Below are 19,068 nucleotides of genomic sequence, written 5' to 3' on the forward strand. Positions count from 1 at the left end.
CTCTTCCGTGTGAAAGGGGCCGAGAGCGAGCGGCGGGCGGGCAGCCGCACGGCTGCGTACGGGCCTGGCGGCCCTGATGCAGCTGAGCGGACGCACAACCGCGCCGGTCCCTGCGGCCGGCCGGTGCGCGCTGCCCTGTGCGGGGCGCGTCGCCGACGGCGTCGGGGAGGATTCCCATGAGGGACCTGCGCGGGACCTTCGCCAGGGGGCGCGGTCTCGGCGGCCCTCGCTCGGCCACTGATGCGGTGCCAAGGCTTGAGGTCCAAGCCATGGTCGGAGCCGATCGGCTCTCCGACCGGGCATCCGCGTACGTGAGTACCCGTGGCTCCGGTGCGGACACGTCCGGATGGACGGTGCCGCTTCGGAGCGGGCTTGCGCGGGACACCGAGACGGCGGTGACACCGTGCGAACACGACGGGGCTCCGTACCACCATACAGTCAGGCGACGACTCGAACACGTGACGCGTCTGACATTGCCCCTTCCGACCCGGGCCGGAAGGGGTGTTCCGGCCGGTCACCCGGGCGACCAGCCGACGGCCGGCCAGGGTGGGTCCCCCGGGCCGGCGGGACTAAGGTGGCGGGTCATGGAGACCCATGGTGAGACGCAGGACGCCGCGGCCGGCTCGATCGGGGACTGGGCCGCGTGCTCGGCCGACCCCGGCTACCGGGCGGCGGTGCTGGATCTGCTCGGCGCGCTCGCCTACGGCGAGCTGAGCGCCTTCGAGCGGCTCGCCGAGGACGCCAAGCTGGCGCCGGACCTCGCCGACAAGGCGGCCCTGGCCCGGATGGCCTCCGCCGAGTTCCAGCACTACCAGCGCCTGCACGACCGGCTCGCCGAGATCGGCGCCGACCCGCAGGAGGCGATGCGCCCGTTCGTCGAGCCGCTGGAGCTGTTCCACCGGATGACCGCGCCCTCGGACTGGCTGGAGGGCCTGGTCAAGGCCTACGTCGGCGACGCCATCGCGACCGACTTCTACCGCGAGGTCGCCGTCCGGCTCGACGACGACACCCGTGACCTGGTGCTCGGCGTCATGTCCGACACCGGGCACGCCCAGTTCGCGGTGGACAAGGTGCGCCAGGCCATCGAGGCCGACCCGCGCTCCGGCGGCCGGCTCGCGCTGTGGGGCCGGCGGCTGATGGGCGAGGCGCTCAGCCAGGCCCAGCGGGTGGTCGCCGAGCGGGACGCGCTGTCCAACCTGCTGGTCGGCGGCGTCCAGGTGCAGGGCTTCGACCTGGTCGAGGTCGGCAAGATGTTCAACCGGATCACCGAGGCGCACACCCGGCGGATGGCCGCCCTGGGCCTGGCCAGCTAGGACCTGTCCGGCCCCAGGCGTCAGGCCGGCCGGTGGCGCCGCGTGCGGTGGACACCGGCCCGGTGCGGGTGGTGCCGGTGCGCCGGGGCCCGCCCGGCGGCGAGGTCCGGCCGGGCCAGCGTCGTGGTCAGCACCGCCGAGGCCAGCGCGGCGGCCGCGATCGACACCGCCGGGTAGCGCCCGTCCAGGCAGAAGTGCGCCACCGTCCCGCCGAGCAGCGCCGCCGCCAGGGCGGTGCCCAGGGTCAGGGTGCGGGCCGCCCGGAAGTACGCGGGCCGCGCCAGCAGTGCGGCCAGGCCCGCGGCCAGGCCGACGAGGGCGAAGGCGATCGACTCGACCAGCAAAACTGCCTCCCCGGGGACGGGCGCGCGGCGCCGGCGGCCGCACTGTCGCCGTACCCCGGCCGACCCGGCCGTACACGCAACGGTGCCCCGCTCCCTGGGGGAGCGGGGCACCGGGTGAGCAGCTCGGACGACGCCTCAGGCGGTGCCGAAGCCGACCTTGCGGGCGGCCTGCTCGCCGATCTCCACGTACGCCAGGCGCTCGGCCGGGACGATGACGCGGCGGCCGTGCTCGTCGGTCAGCGCGAAGAGCTTCTCCGAACCCTCCAGCGCCTTGGCGATCGCGCTCTGGATCTCATCGGCACTCTGCGTGCTCTCGATCACGATCTCGCGCGGCGTGTTCTGCACGCCGATCTTGACCTCCACGGCTTCCGTCCCTCCGGGGTTGCAGCCTCCACGCGCGGACACCCCGACCGCCTGGGACAAGCGTTCGCGACGACCGCGCCGTACGGCTTCACCATAGAGCACGGGATCACCGGGGCGGCGAAGGTCGGTGGATCACCCCTGCTAGAGGGCCTCCCCGCCCTCTGAAACGGGATGCATCGGGAAGCCCTTCAGCCCGCGCCAGGCCAGGCTGGCGACCAGCCGCACCGCCTCGTCGCGGGGGATGTCCAGGCCCTGCGACAGCCAGTACCGGGCGGTGATCTGGGCCAGGCCGCAGACCCCGGCGGCGAGCAGCTTGGACTCCGCCTCGGGCAGGTCGGTGTCCTCCTGGATCACCTTGCTGACCAGCGTCGCGCTCGCCTCGGAGGCCCGCTCGACCCGCTCGCGCACGGCCGGCTCGTTGGTCAGGTCCGACTCGAAGACCAGGCGGAACGCGCCGGACTCGCTGGAGACGTAGTTGAAGTACGCCTCCATCGTCGCGGCCACCCGGAGCTTGTTGTCGGTGGTCGTCGACAGTGCGTCGCGGGTCGACTCGACCAGGGCGTCGCAGTGCTTGTCCAGCAGTGCCAGGTACAGCTCCAGCTTCCCGGGGAAGTGCTGGTACAGCACCGGCTTGCTGACCCCGGCGCGGTCGGCGATGTCGTCCATGGCGGCCGCGTGGTAACCCTGCGCGACGAACACCTCCTGGGCGGCACCGAGCAGTTGTTCACGGCGGGCGCTTCGCGGCAGGCGGGCACCGCGCGGGCGCTCCTGCGCCTCCTGGATGGCCGTCACGGCGCTCCTCACTTCGGTTGTTCGGGGCTGGCAAGAGGGCCGATTCTACTTTTCGGTAACCGCTTCCGCGTTCGGCGGGAGTGAGAAAAGGACCTCGGCCTCCTTGTCAGGAGCCCACAATACGGCGCTGACCTCGGCGTCGGCAGGGGTGTGACAGGGGCCGGAACGGCCGTTCTGGCCGCCGGAATCCGAACCTCGTGACGCACCGCACCGGCGGTGTCACCGAGCGCGGAGCACGGGCCGGGCATCGCGGACCCGGGGACCCCTCGCGGCGGCGAACAAGGTCACTCCCATCGTCCGTCATGAGCGGGGAGGTCGGCGACCGGCGCCCGGTCGCGCGGACCGCCCGGTAACGGCCCGGTTCGGGGCGAGGTCACGCTCGTTCACTCGTTCAGGTGGCAACCAGGCATGTGACCGATGGATTGCCCGGGCCCGGTCCTACCTTTCTGCTGTCGGACCGAACAGGTGTGGGGGAGGCCGCGGACGCCGGGGAAATCCGGGGGCGGCCGCACCCAGGGGGCCCGGCGGGTCGGGCCCGACCCGCCGGAACGGGCGTGCGCCCGGGGGAACGGATCGCGGGAGGGGCGCGGCCGGACCGTCGGGCCGGACGGCCGCACCACCGCTCGGTGGTGCCCCGCCCCGGGGGAGCGTCGCGGTGTCGTACCCGGCCGACCGGACTCCTCGCCCCCGGACCGTCCCCGCCGCCGTGCGGGGCCGCCCCGGTGACCACTCAAGCCGCTCAAGCCATCCGTCGATCCCGCCCGCCCGTGATCCGCCCGCCCGTGATCCGCTCTGCCCTGGAGGTCTCCCGTGCGCATCGCCCTGCTCACCGAGGGTGCCCGCCCACATTCCCGGCGCGGCGCCGGAGGCTGGTGCGACCGGCTGGCCGCGGGTCTGCCGGAGCACGAGTTCGGGCTGTACCTGCTGACCGGCCAAGACGGCCAGGGAGGCCAGGGCGCCGCCGAGCGGCCGTCCCCCGGCTGGCGCGGGGCGCGCGAGCTGGCGCTGTGGGGGCGCCGGCCGGGCGGCCGGGTGCCCGGAGCGCTGCGCAGACGCCAGTACGCCCGGGCGTACGAGGACCTGGTCAGAGCCCTGGTGCTGCCGGGGGAGCGGGCCGGCTTCGGGGCCGGGCTGTACCGGCTGGCCGTCCTCGCCCGGGAGGACGGCACGCTGCCCGCCTTCCTCGCCTCCGCGCACGCCCGGCGCATCCTGGAGCGGGTCTGGCGGTTGCCGGGCGCGGAGACCTCGGCCGGGCAGCCGCTGGTCCGCGACGTGCTGGTCGCGGCGGACCTGCTGGAGCAGTGCCTGCGGCCGCTGTCCGCGCCCTGGTACGGCACCGGGCCCGACGGCCTCGGCGGCGCCGACCTGTGCCACGTGGTCGGCGGCGGCCCCGCGGCGCTGCCCGCACTCGTCGCCCGGTACCTGCACGGGGTGCCGTTCGTGGTCACCGAGCACGGCCTGCACCTGCGCGAGCAGTACCTGGGCTACCGCGAGGCGCCGTACCGGTGGCCGGTCCGGGCGCTGCTGCTGGCGTACTTCCGGGCGCTCACCGAGGAGACCTACCGGCAGGCGGCCGTCCTGACCCCCGGCAGCGCCCACGACCAGCAGTGGCAGCTCCGCTGCGGGGCCGACCCGGCGCGCACCCGGGTGGTGTACGAGGGGACGCCCGCGGTGGTCCGCCCGGCGGCCGGGCCCGAGCCCGCCGCGCCGACCCTGGTGTGGGCGGGCGCGCTGGAGCCGGGGCGGGACACCGAACTGATGCTGCACGCCTTCGCGCAGGTGCACGCCGACCTGCCGCGGGCCCGGCTGGTGATCCACGGCGAGGAGGCCGCGCCCGGCTACCGGGCGCACTGCGCGGCGCTGGCCGAGCGGCTCGGACTGGCCGCGGCGGTGGACTTCGCCGGGCGGCCCGGCTCGCTCGCCGAGGTCTGGGAGGGCGGCACGCTGGCCGTCTTCTCCGCGCTGTCCCAGCGCAGCCCCCGGCTGCTCGCGGACGCGATGCTCAGCGGCCGGGCGGTGGTGTCCACCGATGTCGGGGTGGCCCGCGAGGTGGTCGGGCCGACCGGGCTGCTGGTGCCCGCCCGGGACCCGCGCGCGCTGGCCGGCGCCTGCCTGGCGCTGCTGCGTGACGAGGAGCGGCGCGCCCGGCTCGGGCTGGCCGGGCGGCTGCGGGCGCAGGAACGCTTCGCCGTGGAGCCGGTGATCGGCGCCTTCCGGGAGATCTACCTGGAGCTGGTCTCGCAGTACCCGGCCTTCCCCGGCGGTGGGGCCGGCGGCGCGGCGGGGGAGCCGCCGCGCCCGTTCGCCCGGCCCGCCGAGTACTGGCTCGCCGACGGCCGCCGCGCGCCGGACGGCCCGGACGGCCAGGGTGCCCCGGACGCGGCGGACGGCCCCGACGGCCGCCACGGCGCCGGGCCGGCCGGGTCCGAGCGGTCGGAGGACGAGGGCGGCGACGCCGGCGCGCAAGAGCGCCCCGGCGCCCTCGCGGAGGCCGTCTGATGGCGGGCGGCGCGGCGCCGGGCGGCCCCGGGAGCCCGGTGGGGGACCCGGTGCGCGAGGTGATGGCCGAGCACCGGGCGCTGTGCGAGCGGGCCGTCGACCCGCTGGAGATCGCCGCCGGACTGGAGGAGGCCGGGCTCGGCCCGCAGGCCGCCGCACGCTGCCGGCACGCCGACCTGTTCTCGCTCGCCGAGGAGCTGTACGCGCGGGTGCCCCGCCGCCCGCCCCCGCCGGAGCCGCCGCCGGGCCGGGAGTGCGCCGCCGCGACCCGGGCGACGCTGACCGCCGCCGCGCTGGCCGCGCTGCCCTGCGCGGCCGTGGTCGCGCTCGGCGCCCGCTGGCCGGTGCTGCTGCCGGCCGCCGTCCCGCTGGTGCTGGTGCCCGCCCTGGCCGCGGACCCCGGCGCCGAGCCCGGCCCGCCGTGCACCGCCCCCTGCCGCGCGGTGGACGGGCTGGGCCCGGCGCGGGCGCCGCGGCGGGCCGGCTCCCGGTGGCGCCCGGCGGCGCTGGGGTACGGGCTGGGCCTGGCGGCGCTGCTGCTGCTCCCGCTGGCCGCGGCGGACGGGGACCGGCGGCTGACCGCCGCGCTGGTGCTGGCCGGGGCGGTGTCGGCCGGGTCGGCCGAGCGGGCGGCCCGCTGGTACCGGCAGGTCGGCCGCGGCCATCTCGGCGCGGCGGCCACGCTGGCCGAGTTCCGGTCCCGGATGCGGCCGGTGCTCCCGGTGGCGGTCGCCCTGCACCTGGCGGTGCTCGCGGTGCTGACCTTCGCCGCGCTGGCGGTGCTGACCGTCCTCGCGCCGCGCCCCGGGCCGGGCCACGGCGGGGGCCTGCTGCACCTGGCGGCCGAACGGGCCGGCGCCGCGCAGTGGGCGGCGCAGGGCGTGCTGGGCCTGCTGCTGGTGCTGCCCGCGCTGCTGGCCCGCTGCGGCCGGACGACGGCCGCGGCGGCGGGGGCGCTGGCCGGGCCCGCCGTGGTGCTCGGGCTGCTCGTCCTGGGCCGCTCCGGGCCGACGGCCGGGCTGCTCGGCGGCGGCGCGGTCGCCGCGGTGCTGCTGGCGTACGCCTGGGCCGTGCTCGGCCGGGCCGGTTCGCACCGCTGAGCCCCGCCCGCCGGTGCGGCCCCGGGTGCTGCCCCCTTCTCGTTGCTCTCACTCAGTCCGCTCTTGATTTCAGTCCGCCAGGTCGTCCCCGACCTCGCTTCGTGGAAGGACGCCCCCGATGAGGGTGCTGCTGCTGGGCGCCGACGGTTTCATCGGCCGCCGGGTCACCGATCGTCTGCTCATGGACCAGGAGTTGCAGGTGACGGTGCTCGGCCGGCGCGACTCGGCCGACATCCGCTTCGACCTGACCACCGGAAGCCCGGGCGCGCTGGCCCGGTTCCTGGACGCGGTCGTGCCGCAGGTGGTGATCAACTGCGCGGGCGCCACCTACGGCAGCTCGCGCACCCTGATCCGGTCGAACACGCTGGCCGTCGCCACCGTCTGCGAGGCGATCCGGCGCAGCCGGGAGCCGGCCCGGCTGGTGCACGTCGGCTCGGCCGCCGAGTACGGCCCGGTGCCGGGCGGGGTGCCGGTGTCGGAGCAGGCCGAGCCGCGGCCGGTCGGCCCGTACGGGGTGTCCAAGCTGGCCGGGACGGAGCTGGTGCTGGCGTCGGGCCTGGACGCGGCGGTGCTGCGGGTGTTCGACGTGGTGGGCCCGGGGGCGCCGACCGCCTCGCTGTTCGGGCGGCTCGCGGAGGGGCTGCGGCGGGCCCTGGAGCGGGACGAGGCCCAGGTGCGGATGCCGGACCTGTCCGGATACCGGGATTTCGTGGACGTGCGGGACGTCGCGCGGGCGATCCAGGCGGCGGCGGTGTCGGCCGCCACCGGGGTGGTCAACATCGGCAGCGGGCACGCCGTCCGGGCCCGGGACGCGGCCCAGCTGCTGGTCCGGGCGTCCGGCTTCGAGGGGGCGATCGTCGAGGAGAACCGGCAGGTCCTGCTGCCCGCGCAGGCCGGCGGCCCGGTCGGCGACCACCTGCCCGGCCACCACCTGCCGGGCCACCGGGTGGAGGGCCACCGGCCGGAGGGCCGGGTCGCGGCGGGGGAGCCGGTGCCGTGGCGGCAGGCGGACGTGCGCACCGCCCGGGACCGTCTCGGCTGGCGGACACAGGTGCCGCTGGAGGAGTCGCTCGGGGACGTCTGGCTGGAGACGGCCTGCCGGGTCTGAGCGGTCACCGGGGGCGCCCCGGGCCTGTCGGCACAGGCCCGGGGTGCTTTTCCGGGCTCCGGCGGGCGGTCCCACGATCCGACGCCGGCTGTCTCGCCCATCGGACGAGCTGTCTCGGAATACCGGAGGGGCGTGACACTGTTGGCCTAGGAGCCACCCGCGTGGCGGCGCAGCAACCACCATGAGGCTGGCCCAGGCCACCTGAACCAGACACCCATCGGAGTCCCCGTGTCGTTGCCACCCCTGGTCGAGCCGGCCGACGAGCTCACCGTTGACGAGGTCCGCAGGTACTCCCGCCACCTGATCATCCCCGACGTGGGCATGGCCGGGCAGAAGCGGCTGAAGAACGCCAAGGTGCTGTGCGTCGGCGCCGGCGGCCTGGGCTCGCCCGCGCTGATGTACCTGGCCGCGGCCGGTGTCGGCACGCTGGGCATCGTCGAGTTCGACGTGGTCGACGAGTCGAACCTGCAGCGCCAGATCATCCACGGCCAGTCGGACGTGGGCCGCTCCAAGGCGGAGTCGGCGCGGGACTCGGTCAAGGAGATCAACCCCTACGTCGACGTGATCCTCCACGAGGAGCGCCTCGACAACTCCAACGTCATGGAGATCTTCTCCGGCTACGACCTGATCGTGGACGGCACCGACAACTTCGCCACCCGCTACCTGGTGAACGACGCCGCGGTGCTGCTCGGCAAGCCGTACGTGTGGGGCTCGATCTACCGCTTCGACGGCCAGGCCAGCGTGTTCTGGGCCGAGCACGGCCCCTGCTACCGCTGCCTCTACCCGGAGGCCCCGCCGGCGGGCATGGTCCCCTCCTGCGCCGAGGGCGGCGTGCTGGGCGTGCTGTGCGCGTCCATCGGCTCGATCCAGGTCACCGAGGCGATCAAGCTGCTGGCCGGCGTGGGCGACCCGCTGGTCGGCCGGCTGATGATCTACGACGCCCTGGAGATGAACTACCGCCAGGTGAAGGTCCGCAAGGACCCGGACTGCGCCGTCTGCTCCGAGCACCCGACGGTCACCGAGCTGATCGACTACGAGGCCTTCTGCGGCGTCGTGTCGGAGGAGGCGCAGGCCGCCGCCGCGGGCTCGACCGTCACCTCGGCGCAGCTCAAGCAGTGGCAGGACGACAAGGAGGACATCTTCCTGATCGACGTCCGCGAGCCCGGCGAGTACGAGATCGTCAACATCCCCGGCGCGGTGCTGATCCCGAAGAACGAGTTCCTCATGGGCGACGCCCTGGAGAAGCTGCCGCAGGACCGCAAGATCGTGCTGCACTGCAAGTCGGGCGTGCGCTCGGCCGAGGTGCTGGCCGTGGTCAAGGCGGCCGGCTTCGCCAACGCCGTCCACCTGGGCGGCGGCGTGCTCGGCTGGGTCAACCAGATCGAGCCGCACAAGCCGGTCTACTAGGACGCCGGAACGTGCAGGAAGGGCCCGCCTCGGCGGGCCCTTCCGCGTATCCGGTGGACGTCAGAGCGCGCCGCGGCGCTGCAGCATGTTGTAGGAGATCCAGCCCGGCAGCACCGGCAGCCAGAAGGTGAGCGCCCGGTAGAGGAATACCGCGGGGGTGGCGACCGCCGGCGACACGTCCGCGACCGTCAGGGCGCCGATCAGGGCGACCTCGACCGGGCCGATGCCGCCCGGGGTGGGGATCGCCGAGCCGGCCGCGTTGGCGGTCAGGAAGACCACCGCCACCGCCGAGAAGCTGACGTCGCCGCCGAAGGCCTGCACCGAGGCGTCCAGGCAGGCGGTGAAGGACAGGGTCAGCAGCAGGATGCCGCCGAAGCCGGTGACCAGCTTGCTGGGCGTCTGCATCAGGTCGAGCATCCGCGGCACCACGCCGAAGAACAGCGAGCGCAGCCGGCCCAGCACGAACCGGCGCAGCGGCGCGACCGCCGCCACCACCAGGGCGAGCACGGCGGCGGTCAGCACGCCGATGATCACCGCGCGGGAGGCGGACAGGTCGCCGTTGGTCTGGCTGCCGGTGATCAGGCCGAAGCTGAACAGCAGCAGCAGGTGCCCGGCCAGGCCGGCCAGTTGGGAGGCGCCGACCGAGGCCACCGCCTGGCCGGAGCGGATCCCGGCCTTCTGCAGGTAGCGGGTGTTGAGCGCGATGCCGCCGATCGCGGCGGGCGCGACCAGCTTGACGAAGGAGCCGGCCAGCTGGGCCGCGACGGTGCGCCGGAACGGCAGCTTCTCCGGGACGAAGCCGGTCAGGCTCATCGCGGCGGCGACGTAGCTGAACGCGGCTGCCAGCAGGGCCGCCGCCGCCCAGACCCAGTCCATCTGGGAGAGCTTGAGCTGGGCCGGCTTGATGGTGGTCAGCGCCAGGTAGGCGGCGAAGGTGAGCGCGATCACCATGATCAGGCTCTTCGGCTTCAGCCGCTCCAGCTTGGCCGGCTCCATCGGTGCCTCGGGGGCGATCTGGAGGATCTGGCCGCGGATGCGGCTCAGCAGGTCCTCGCCGGCCACCGCGATGTCCTCCTCGGCCTGCTGCTGGGTGCGCTCGCCGGCCGCGACCTGCTCCAGCGCCCTGGCCCGGGCGACGGTCTTGCGCTCCTTGGTGAGCCGAGAGAGGTCGACCCTGGTGGAGCGGCTCATCCCGACCGGCTGGAGCAGCGGCAGCGCCTGGGCGACCCGGTCGGCGCCGAGCACCGCGTTGGCGGTGGCGACGGCCCGCTCCGGGCCGATCCGCAGCGCGAAGGTGGTGACCAGCTGGGCGACGTCGATGCGCAGCGTCAGGTCGGTGGCGGCGATGTCGCCGCCGGAGAGGTTGACCAGGCAGGCCGTCTTCTCGTCCACCACCAGCAGCGACTCGCCGGTCAGCCGGCGGTGGGCGATCCGGCGCTCGTGCAGGGCCGCCACCGACTCCCAGAGCGAGGCCATCACCTGGTCGGTGACCTCCTCGTCGGAGAGCTCGTCCAGGATGCGGCCCTCGACCTTGCCGTAGACCAGGATCGCGGCGTCCGGACCCAGCTCGGAGGTGGCGACCAGCTGCGGCGCGCGGGCGCCCGAGGCGGCCGCCGCGTAGGCGATCAGGGCCTCCTGCTCCAGCGCCTGGCGCAGCGACTGCGGGCTGCGGCGCACCGCCACCGAGCGCAGCCGCAGCCGCCGCCAGGCCCGGTAGAAGAAGCCGGAGGCCTGCTGCTCGCGGTCGATGATGTGGACGTCCAGCGGCGGGCCGCTCTGCTGGGTGACGTAGTAGCGGCGGGTGCCGCCGGGCGCGTCCGGGGCGCGGTGGGCGCTCTCCGGGGTGAAGCCGACCTTGCGCAGGCCGATCATCAGGTGCTGGCCGGTGGGCCGGATGTTCGGGGAGCCGATCGCGTACAGCGTGCCGTACGCGACGGACCAGCCGATCAGGACGGTGAGCAGCAGCGACAGCGGGGTGGTGTAGCCGCCGAGCAGTTCGGTGATCCCGCTGAAGACCACCACCACCCACAGGGCGACCCGCCACCGGGGGCGGCTCGACATGCCGACCGCGGTCATGTAGGCGATCACCGGGGCGAGGTAGCCGTGCACCGGGTCGGTGAGGGTGCCGTTGCTGTCCATCGGCAGTCTGGTCAGCGCGTCCCGGATGTGGTCGGAGGCGCCCTCGGCCACCCACCAGTCGATGCCCAGCGAGACGCCGTAGGCGAGCACCGAGGCGAGCACGCCGTCGGCGACCCGCAGGCCGTCGCGTTTGATCAGCCGCTCGACCGCGAAGGCCAGCGGTACGGCGAGCACCGCGACGCTGGAGAGCAGGCCGGTGATCGTGGAGAGCACCGCGGAGAAGTGCGGCGCGTTGGTGGCGATGTCCTGTTCGATGCCGGTGGTGGTCGAGGTGGCGATGCCCGCCAGCACGAAGACGGCGACTATGCCGAGGACGCCGGCCAGGAAGCGGATCAGGTCGGACGGGCGGTGCGCCCGGGCGGCGAGCAGGGGCTCGTCGACGTCCAGGTGCGTGGTGTCGCCCAACGGGTCGTGGTAGTCGGGCAGCGGGCGCCGGGCCGGCGGCGCGGCGGCGGCCGGTTCCCCGGGGTCCTCGGCGGCTTCAGCGGGTTCGGCGGGTTCTTCGGAGGCCTCGGCGGGCGCGGGGGTCTTGATCGTCAGGTCCTTGATCAGGGAGACTTCCGGTGTCGGCCCGGTCGCGGGCCCACCACCGGGAGCCGAGGGCACGGCGGCGGCGGACTCGTCGGAGTCCTCGTCCACACCCACGTCAGCCGTCCCGGTCATCTGGTCTTGTCCTCGTATCACCACTCACCGCCCCGAAGATGGTGGCATGCCTCGGCGCCCCGTGCTGGACAGGGGCCGGATCGGGCGCGGCGGATCGTTCGTACGGGGCCGCGGGTGCGCCCCCGTGAGGAAGAATGCCGCAGGTGACGGACGTAACAGACGACGGCCTCCCGGACACCCTGCCACCCTTCGCCGAACTGGTGCTCGACCTGACCGAGCGGATTCCACCCGGCAGGGTGATGACCTACGGGGACGTTGCCGAGTACCTCGGCCAGGGCGGCCCCCGGCAGGTCGGCCGGGTGATGGCCCTGTACGGCGGCTCGGTCCCCTGGTGGCGGGTCATCCGCGCCGACGGCCGCTTCCTGCCCGGACACGAGCACCGCGCCCTCGCCCACTACGGCGAGGAGGGCACCCCGCTGCGCGAACTCGCCGACCCGCCCCGGGTCGACCTGCGGCGGGCCCGCTGGGACGGGCGGGAGCCGGGCGGCGAGCAATGAGGTCGCCGCGGAAAGCGGAACGAGGTCGCCGCGGACCGGGGATGCCGCGAAACCGCCGCGCGGACGGGAATGACGGGGCAGGATCGTAGGCTCGATACGGGCGGGCCCCGGCGGGCCCGCCCGGCCACGCCTCCAGCACAACCCCAGGATCCGCCTCCGTGAGTTCCCCGTACCGGCTCGTGCGCAGCCCGCTCGTCCAGCCCGCCCCACCCGTGCTGGACGAGTACCAGCGCGCCGTGGTCGAGCACGGCGGCGGGCCGCTGCTGGTGCTCGCCGGCCCCGGGACGGGCAAGACCACCACCCTGGTCGAGGCCGTCGCCCGGCGGATCGAGCACGGCACCGACCCCGAGCGCATCCTCGTCCTCACCTTCAGCCGCAAGGCCGCGACGGAACTGCGCGACCGGATGTCCGCCCGGCTCGGCTCCTCCTCGGCAGCCCCCCAGGCCACCACCTTCCACTCCTTCAGCTACGCCCTGCTGCGCGCCCACCAGGACCCGCAGGACTACGCCGAACCGCTGCGGCTGCTCTCCGGCCCCGAGCAGGACGTCATGGTCCGCGAACTGCTGGCCGGCGGCGCCGAGGACGCGAAGCTCGGCAGCTCCCGGATCCACTGGCCGCTCGACCTGCGGGCCTGCCTGACCACCCGCGGCTTCGCCGACGAGGTCCGCGCCGTCCTCGCCCGCAGCCGCGAGCTGGGCCTGGGCGAAGCCGAACTGGAGCGCTTCGCCCAGGGCGTCCAGCGCCCCGACTGGGCCGCCGCCGCGCACTTCCTCGCCGACTACCTCGACGTGCTCGACCTGCGCGGCGTCCTCGACTACGCCGAACTCGTCCACCGGGCCGTCCTGCTCGCCGAACGCCCCGAGGTCGCCGACCAACTGCGGCGGCGCTACGAGGTGGTGTTCGTCGACGAGTACCAGGACACCGACCCCTCCCAGGTCCGGCTGCTGCGCCAGCTGGCCGGCGGCGGCCGCGAACTCGTCGCGGTCGGCGACCCCGACCAGTCGATCTACGCCTTCCGCGGCGCCGACATCAACGGCATCCTCGACTTCCCGCAGACCTTCCGCCGGGCCGACGGCGAACCCGCCGACGTCAAGGTGCTGCGCGTCTCCCGCCGCTCCGGCGCCGTCCTGCTCGCCGCCTCCCGGGAGCTCGCCCGGCGGATGCCGATGGGCCGGCTGCCCGCAGACAAACTCGCCCAGCACCGGGCGCTGCTGCCCTCCCGCGAGGGCGGCCGGGCCGAGGTCTACACCTACCCCACCCCCGGCGCCGAACTGGACTCGATCGCCGACCTGCTGCGCCGCGCCCACTTGGAGGACGGCGTGCCCTGGGGCGAGATGGCCGTCCTGGTCCGGGCCGGCGCCCGCTCCATCCCCGGCGTACGGCGGGCGCTCGGCGCGGCCGGCGTCCCGCTGGAGATCGACGGCGACGACCTGCCGCTGCGCGAGGAGCCGGCCGTCGCCCACCTGCTGCTCGCCCTGCGGGTCTGCGCCGAGCAGGCCGCCCGCGACCGGCACGGCGACCCCGACACACCCGACCCGCTCACCACCGACCTGGCCCACGCCCTGCTCACCGGCCCGCTCGGCGGCCTCGACGGCTCCGACCTGCGCCGCCTCGGCCGCGTCCTGCGCGAGGAGGAACGCGCCGCCCTGCGCGCCGACGGGGACCCGGCCGCCCCGCGCCCGGCCGGCGACCTGCTGCGCGAGGCCCTCGCCGAACCCGAGCGGCTGATCGCCCTCGACCCCGCCCACGCCCGCCGGGCCCGCGACCTCGGCACCCTGCTGCGCAAGGTCCGCGAACGCCTCGCCGGCGGCTGCACCGCCGAGGAGGCGCTCTGGGAGCTGTGGGACGGCAGCCGCCGCTGGCGCGAGCGCCTGGAACGGGCCGCCCTGCGCGGCGGCGCCGCCGGCCGCAACGCCGACCGCGACCTCGACGCGCTGTGCGCCCTGTTCGAGACCGCCGCCCGCGCCGAGGAGCAGGTCACCGGACACCGCGGCGCCCTCGACCTGCTCGCCGAGCTCGACGCCCAGGACATCGCCGCCGACACCCTCACCGTCCGGGCCGTGCGCCCCGAGGCCGTCCGGCTGATGACCGCCCACCGCTCCAAGGGCCTGGAGTGGCGCCTGGTCGTCGTCGCCGGCGTCCAGGACGGCCTCTGGCCCGACCTGCGCCGCCGCGGCTCCCTGCTGGAGGCCGACCGGATCGGCCGCGACGGCCTCGCCGAACCGCTCTCCCCGGGCGCCCTGCTCGGCGAGGAGCGCCGACTCTTCTACGTCGCCGCGACCCGCGCCCGGGAACGGCTGATCGTCACCGCCGTCAAGGCCCCCGCCGACGACGGCGACGAGCCCTCCCGCTTCCTGCGCGAGCTCTACCGCGAGGACGTCGACCCGCGTACCGGCAAGGTCGTGCGCCGCACCCCGTCCGTCGTCGTCGAGGACGTCACCCACCGCCCGCGCCGCCCGCTGTCCGTCGCCGCACTGGTCGCCGAACTGCGGGCCGTCACCGTCGACCCGGCCCGCTCGCCCGAACTGCGCCGGGCCGCCGCCGAACGGCTCGCCCTCCTCGCCACCGCCACCGACGACGAGGGCCAGCCGCTGGTGCCCGCCGCCCGCCCCGACCGCTGGTGGGGCCTGGCCGACGCCACCGCCGCCCCCGACCCGCTGCGCAGCGCCGACCTGCCGGTGCGGCTGTCCGGCAGCGGCCTGGAACAACTGGAGAACTGCTCGCTGCAGTGGTTCCTGGACAAGGAGGTCAAGGCCCGCGCAGCCGGCTCCGCCGCCCAGGGCTTCGGCAACGTCGTGCACGCGCTCGCCGACGAGGTCGGCTCCGGGCGCACCCCCGCCGACCTCGCCGTCCTGATGGAACGCCTGGACACCGTCTGGGACGCGCTGGCCTTCGACGCGCCCTGGAAGTCCCACCAGGAGAAGACCCAGGCCCGCGCCGCCCTGGAGCGCTTCCTCAACTGGCACGTGCTGGAACGCGGCCGCGACCTCGTCGCCACCGAGCACGGCTTCGACGTCACCCTCGACGCCGGTGGCGTCTCGGTGCGCATCCGCGGCTCGATGGACCGGGTCGAGAAGGACGCGGCCGGGCGCGCCTACGTCGTCGACTTCAAGACCGGCAAGCAGATCCCCACCGACAAGTCGCTGCCCGAGCACAAGCAGCTCGCCGTCTACCAGCTCGCCGTCCGCGCCGGGGCCCTCAACGAACTGCCCGGCTTCGCCGACCGCCCCCCGGCCACCGGCGGCGCCGAACTCGTCCACCTGCGCGAGCCCGCCGCCAAGGCCGCCCAGGACGCCCCCAAGGTGCAGCGGCAGGACCCGCCGGAGGGCGAGCCGTGGATCGAGAACCTGCTCGCCGACGCGGCCGGCCGGGTCCTCGCCGAGCGCTTCGTCCCGCAGACCGGCGGCGGCTGCGACCGCTGCACCTTCCGCCGCAGCTGCTCCGCCCAGCGGGACGGGGCGCAACTCGTCGAGTGAAGGTTGTCCGCCGCTCCGGTTAACGTTGCGGGGTGACCGCCGTGCTCAGCCATCCCGACCAGCTCAAGGAGCTGCTGGGCATCCCGTTCAACCGGGAGCAGATGGCGGCCATCGGCGCCCCCCTGGAACCGGCCGTGATCGTGGCCGGCGCCGGCTCCGGCAAGACCACGGTGATGGCCGCCCGGGTGGTCTGGCTGGTCGGCTCCGGCGCCGTCCGGCCCGAGGAGGTGCTCGGCCTCACCTTCACCAACAAGGCCGCCGGCGAACTCGCCGAACGCGTGCGCACCGCCCTGCTGCGGGCCGGCGTCACCGGGCAGGACGCCGCGGAGCCGCTCGGCGAACCGGAGATCTCCACCTACCACGCCTTCGCCGGCCGGCTGCTCAAGGAGCACGGCCTGCGGATCGGCATCGAACCCGACGTGCGGCTGCTCGCCGACGCCACCCGCTTCCAGCTCGCCGCCAAGGTGCTGCGCACCGCCCGCGGCCCGTTCCCCGCGCTCACCGGCACCTTCGCCAACCTGGTCGCCGACCTGATCGCCCTGGACGGCGAACTCGCCGAACACCTGGTCGAGCCGGACACCCTGCGCGCCCACGACGAGGACCTGCTGGACACCCTCGCCACCGTCAAGCTCACCAACGACGACCTGCGGGCCGTCCCCGCCACCGCCCGGGCCCGGCTGGAGCTGCTGCGCCTGGTCGAGGACTACCGGCGCCGCAAGCACACCGCCGGGCTGATGGACTTCGGCGACCAGATAGCCGCCGCCGCCCGGCTCGCCCAGCAGCGGCCCGAGGTCGGCGCGCTGCTCCGCGGCCAGTTCCGGGTCGTGCTGCTCGACGAGTACCAGGACACCTCGGTCGCCCAGCGGCTGATGCTGGCCGGCCTGTTCGGCGCCGGCCCCGGCGCCGGCTCCGACCGTCCCGTCGCCGGCCACCCCGTCACCGCCGTCGGCGACCCCTGCCAGGCGATCTACGGGTGGCGCGGCGCCTCCGTCGCCAACCTCGACGAGTTCCCCCGGCACTTCCCGAAGGCCGACGGCCGCCCCGCCGCCCGCTACGCGCTCAGCGAGAACCGCCGCAGCGGCGGCCGGCTGCTCGCCTTCGCCAACGAACTCGCCGCGCCGCTGCGGGCCATGCACGAGGGCGTCGAGGCGCTGCGCCCGGCCCCCGGCGCCGAGCAGGACGGCTACGTGCGGGCGGCGCTGCTGCCCACCCACGCCGAGGAGGTCGACTGGCTCGCCGACTCGATCGCCCACCTGGTGCGCACCGGCACCGCGCCCGGCCGGATCGCCGTGCTGTGCCGCGGCGGCGCGGCCTTCCCGGACATCCACGCCGCCCTGGTCGCCCGCGAGGTGCCGGTCGAGGTGGTGGGCCTGGGTGGGCTGCTGCAACTGCCCGAGGTGGCCGACCTGGTGGCGGTCTGCGAGGTGCTCCAGGACCCGACCGCCAACGCCGCGCTGGTGCGCCTGCTGATCGGCCCGCGCTGGCGGATCGGCCCGCGCGACCTCGCCCTGCTCGGGCGCCGGGCCGCCGACCTGGTGCGCACCGACCGGCCCGAGGGCGTGGAGGCGCTGACGGCGGCCGTCGCCGAGGCCGACCCCACCGAGGTGGTCTCGCTCGCCGACGCGGTGGAGACCTTCCTCGACGCGGAGCAGCCCGACGAACTGCCCTTCTCCGCCGAGGCCAGGGTCCGCCTGGCCCGCCTCGGCCAGGAGCTGCGCGACCTGCGCCGCTCGCTCGCCGACCCGCTGATGGACGTGCTGCACCGGGTGCTGGCCGTCACCGGCCTGGAGGTCGAACTCGCCGCCTCCCCGCAGGCGCTGGCCGCCCGGCGGCGCGAGACCCTGCACGCCTTCCTGGACGTCGCCGCCTCCTTCGCCGACCTCGACGGCGATCCCGGCCTGGCCGCCTTCCTCGGCTTCCTGCGCGCCGCCCAGGAGTACGAGCGCGGCCTGGACAGCAGCCTGCCCGGCGGCGAGGACACCGTGAAGGTGCTCACCGCGCACAAGTCCAAGGGCCTGGAGTGGGACGTCGTCGCCGTCCCCGGCCTGGTCAAGGGCTCGTTCCCGTCCACCACCTCGCGCGAGCGCTGGACCAGCAGCAAGCGGGTGCTCCCGCACGCCCTGCGCGGCGACGCGGACACCCTGCCCGACGTGCGCGGCGGGTGGGACGGCAAGGCCATGACCGCGTTCAAGCGGCAGCTGGCCGAGCACTCCGGCACCGAGGAACTGCGCCTGGGCTACGTCGCGTTCACCCGCCCGCGCACGCTGCTGCTGGCCTCCGGGCACTGGTGGGGGCCCAGCCAGAAGACCGTCCGCGGCCCGTCCGCCTTCCTGGAGCAGCTGCGCGAGCACTGCGAGCGGCCCGGCGCCGGGGAGGTCGAGCACTGGGCCGAGCAGCCGGAGAAGGGCGCCGAGAACCCGGCGCTGGCCGATCCCGTCGAGCGCCCCTGGCCGCTGCCGCTGGACCCGGCTGCCCAGCTGGCCCGCCGCCGGGTCGCCGAGGTGGTGCACGCCCGGCTGGCCGGCGCGCCCGCCCCCGAACCCGAGCTGATGGCCGCCGAGGACCAGCGCCAGGCGGCCTCCTGGGACCGTGACCTCACCGCGCTGCTGGGCGAGTTGGAGCGCTCCCGGCGCACCGCCCGCGACGTGCCGCTGCCCGCCGCGCTGTCCGCCACCCAACTGCTGCGCCTGGCCGCCGACCCGGACGGCTTCGCGCGCGACCTGGCCCGGCCGATGCCGCGCCCGCCGCAGCCGGCCGCCCGGCGGGGCACCCGCTTCCACGCCTGGGTGCAGTCCCGGATCGAACCGCTGCTGCTGATCGAGCCGGGCGCGCTGCCCGGCGCCGACGACGACGGCATCGAGGACGAGCAGGACCTGGAGCGGCTCAAGGAGGCGTTCCTGCGTACCCCGTACGCCCAGCGCCGGCCGCACCGGGTGGAGGCGCCGTTCCAGCTGGTGCTCGGGGGGCGGGTGGTGCGCGGCCGGATCGACGCGGTATACCGGGACGGTGACGTGACGTCAGTAACCGGTGGCGCGTCACGCTACGAAGTGGTGGACTGGAAGACCCACCGCGAGGAGACTGCCGACCCGTTGCAGCTCGCGGTCTACCGGATCGCCTGGGCCGAGCAGGCGGGCGTTCCGCCGGAGCAGGTCACGGCTTCCTTCCTGTACGTCCGCAGCGGGCGGATCGTCCGTCCGACAGGACTTCCCGACCGAAAAGAGTTGGAACGGCTCCTGATCGGGAACAGTGAAGAATGAGTCACGCAGAGCATTCAAGTCATCACGGCAGCGCCCGAAACCTGTGCGCCATGCACGTTTCGTGCCTATTGTGGGGTCGGTAACCGGTCAACCCCCGTGCTCCGGCCGCC

The 19,068-nt window shown here is 75.2% G+C and carries 12 protein-coding genes; 8 read left to right on the forward strand and 4 right to left on the reverse strand.

Going from position 1 to position 19,068, the window contains the following annotated elements:
• The first annotated feature begins 584 nt into the window (after positions 1–584).
• Positions 585–1,313: a ferritin-like fold-containing protein gene (locus AB0R04_RS19125; protein ID WP_063347921.1), complete on the forward strand. Its 729-nt coding sequence runs from the start codon at positions 585–587 to the stop codon at positions 1,311–1,313.
• A 20-nt stretch (positions 1,314–1,333) separates the two neighbouring features.
• Here AB0R04_RS19125 and AB0R04_RS19130 read toward each other — a convergent pair whose 3' ends face one another.
• The 3 genes from AB0R04_RS19130 to AB0R04_RS19140 all read right to left on the reverse strand — a co-directional run bounded on the left by AB0R04_RS19130 (position 1,334) and on the right by AB0R04_RS19140 (position 2,812).
• Positions 1,334–1,657: a hypothetical protein gene (locus AB0R04_RS19130; RefSeq protein WP_363372586.1), complete on the reverse strand. Its 324-nt coding sequence runs from the start codon at positions 1,655–1,657 to the stop codon at positions 1,334–1,336.
• A 135-nt stretch (positions 1,658–1,792) separates the two neighbouring features.
• A complete protein-coding gene (locus AB0R04_RS19135; RefSeq protein ID WP_063347919.1) occupies positions 1,793–2,020 on the reverse strand; it encodes a DUF3107 domain-containing protein in 228 nt (75 codons plus the stop codon).
• 141 nt (positions 2,021–2,161) lie between these two features.
• Positions 2,162–2,812 (reverse strand): TetR/AcrR family transcriptional regulator, encoded by a 651-nt coding sequence (locus AB0R04_RS19140; protein ID WP_063347918.1) that lies wholly within the window; start codon positions 2,810–2,812, stop codon positions 2,162–2,164.
• An 810-nt stretch (positions 2,813–3,622) separates the two neighbouring features.
• Here AB0R04_RS19140 and AB0R04_RS19145 point away from each other — a divergent pair.
• The 4 genes from AB0R04_RS19145 to moeZ all read left to right on the forward strand — a co-directional run bounded on the left by AB0R04_RS19145 (position 3,623) and on the right by moeZ (position 8,926).
• Positions 3,623–5,311 (forward strand): DUF3492 domain-containing protein, encoded by a 1,689-nt coding sequence (locus tag AB0R04_RS19145; RefSeq protein ID WP_363372589.1) that lies wholly within the window; start codon positions 3,623–3,625, stop codon positions 5,309–5,311.
• A complete protein-coding gene (locus AB0R04_RS19150; protein ID WP_363372591.1) occupies positions 5,311–6,411 on the forward strand; it encodes a hypothetical protein in 1,101 nt (366 codons plus the stop codon). The genes AB0R04_RS19145 and AB0R04_RS19150 overlap by 1 nt, the downstream gene beginning before the upstream one ends.
• Positions 6,412–6,529: 118 nt before the next feature.
• Positions 6,530–7,519 (forward strand): NAD-dependent epimerase/dehydratase family protein, encoded by a 990-nt coding sequence (locus AB0R04_RS19155; protein ID WP_363372593.1) that lies wholly within the window; start codon positions 6,530–6,532, stop codon positions 7,517–7,519.
• A gap of 228 nt (positions 7,520–7,747) precedes the next feature.
• Positions 7,748–8,926 (forward strand): adenylyltransferase/sulfurtransferase MoeZ, encoded by a 1,179-nt coding sequence (gene moeZ, locus AB0R04_RS19160; RefSeq protein ID WP_363372596.1) that lies wholly within the window; start codon positions 7,748–7,750, stop codon positions 8,924–8,926.
• A 60-nt stretch (positions 8,927–8,986) separates the two neighbouring features.
• On the opposite strand, the gene AB0R04_RS19165 is transcribed toward moeZ, so the two are convergent.
• Positions 8,987–11,728: a lysylphosphatidylglycerol synthase transmembrane domain-containing protein gene (locus AB0R04_RS19165; RefSeq protein WP_363372599.1), complete on the reverse strand. Its 2,742-nt coding sequence runs from the start codon at positions 11,726–11,728 to the stop codon at positions 8,987–8,989.
• Positions 11,729–11,862: 134 nt separating this feature from the next.
• Between AB0R04_RS19165 and AB0R04_RS19170 the strand changes: the two genes are divergently transcribed.
• The 3 genes from AB0R04_RS19170 to AB0R04_RS19180 all read left to right on the forward strand — a co-directional run bounded on the left by AB0R04_RS19170 (position 11,863) and on the right by AB0R04_RS19180 (position 18,958).
• On the forward strand, positions 11,863–12,225 hold the full coding sequence (locus AB0R04_RS19170) for an MGMT family protein (RefSeq protein WP_363372602.1): 363 nt from the start codon (positions 11,863–11,865) through the stop codon (positions 12,223–12,225).
• Between the two features lie 158 nt (positions 12,226–12,383).
• On the forward strand, positions 12,384–15,701 hold the full coding sequence (locus AB0R04_RS19175; RefSeq protein ID WP_363372604.1) for an ATP-dependent DNA helicase: 3,318 nt from the start codon (positions 12,384–12,386) through the stop codon (positions 15,699–15,701).
• A 32-nt stretch (positions 15,702–15,733) separates the two neighbouring features.
• Positions 15,734–18,958: an ATP-dependent DNA helicase gene (locus AB0R04_RS19180; RefSeq protein ID WP_363372606.1), complete on the forward strand. Its 3,225-nt coding sequence runs from the start codon at positions 15,734–15,736 to the stop codon at positions 18,956–18,958.
• Positions 18,959–19,068: the final 110 nt, after the last annotated feature.

Origin of the sequence: Kitasatospora sp. NPDC056731 (assembly GCF_040687675.1) — a bacterium.
In the GTDB taxonomy this organism is placed as follows: Bacteria; Actinomycetota; Actinomycetes; order Streptomycetales; family Streptomycetaceae; genus Kitasatospora.

Excerpts from the sequence above, each read along its gene's own strand:
- AB0R04_RS19150 (WP_363372591.1), top strand. The coding sequence starts at position 5,311 with ATGGCGGGCGGCGCGGCGCCGGGCGGCCCCGGGAGCCCGGTGGGGGAC.
- AB0R04_RS19170 (WP_363372602.1), top strand. The coding sequence starts at position 11,863 with ATGCCGCAGGTGACGGACGTAACAGACGACGGCCTCCCGGACACCCTG.
- AB0R04_RS19155 (WP_363372593.1), top strand. The coding sequence starts at position 6,530 with ATGAGGGTGCTGCTGCTGGGCGCCGACGGTTTCATCGGCCGCCGGGTC.
- AB0R04_RS19165 (WP_363372599.1), bottom strand. The coding sequence starts at position 11,728 with ATGACCGGGACGGCTGACGTGGGTGTGGACGAGGACTCCGACGAGTCC.
- AB0R04_RS19125 (WP_063347921.1), top strand. The coding sequence starts at position 585 with ATGGAGACCCATGGTGAGACGCAGGACGCCGCGGCCGGCTCGATCGGG.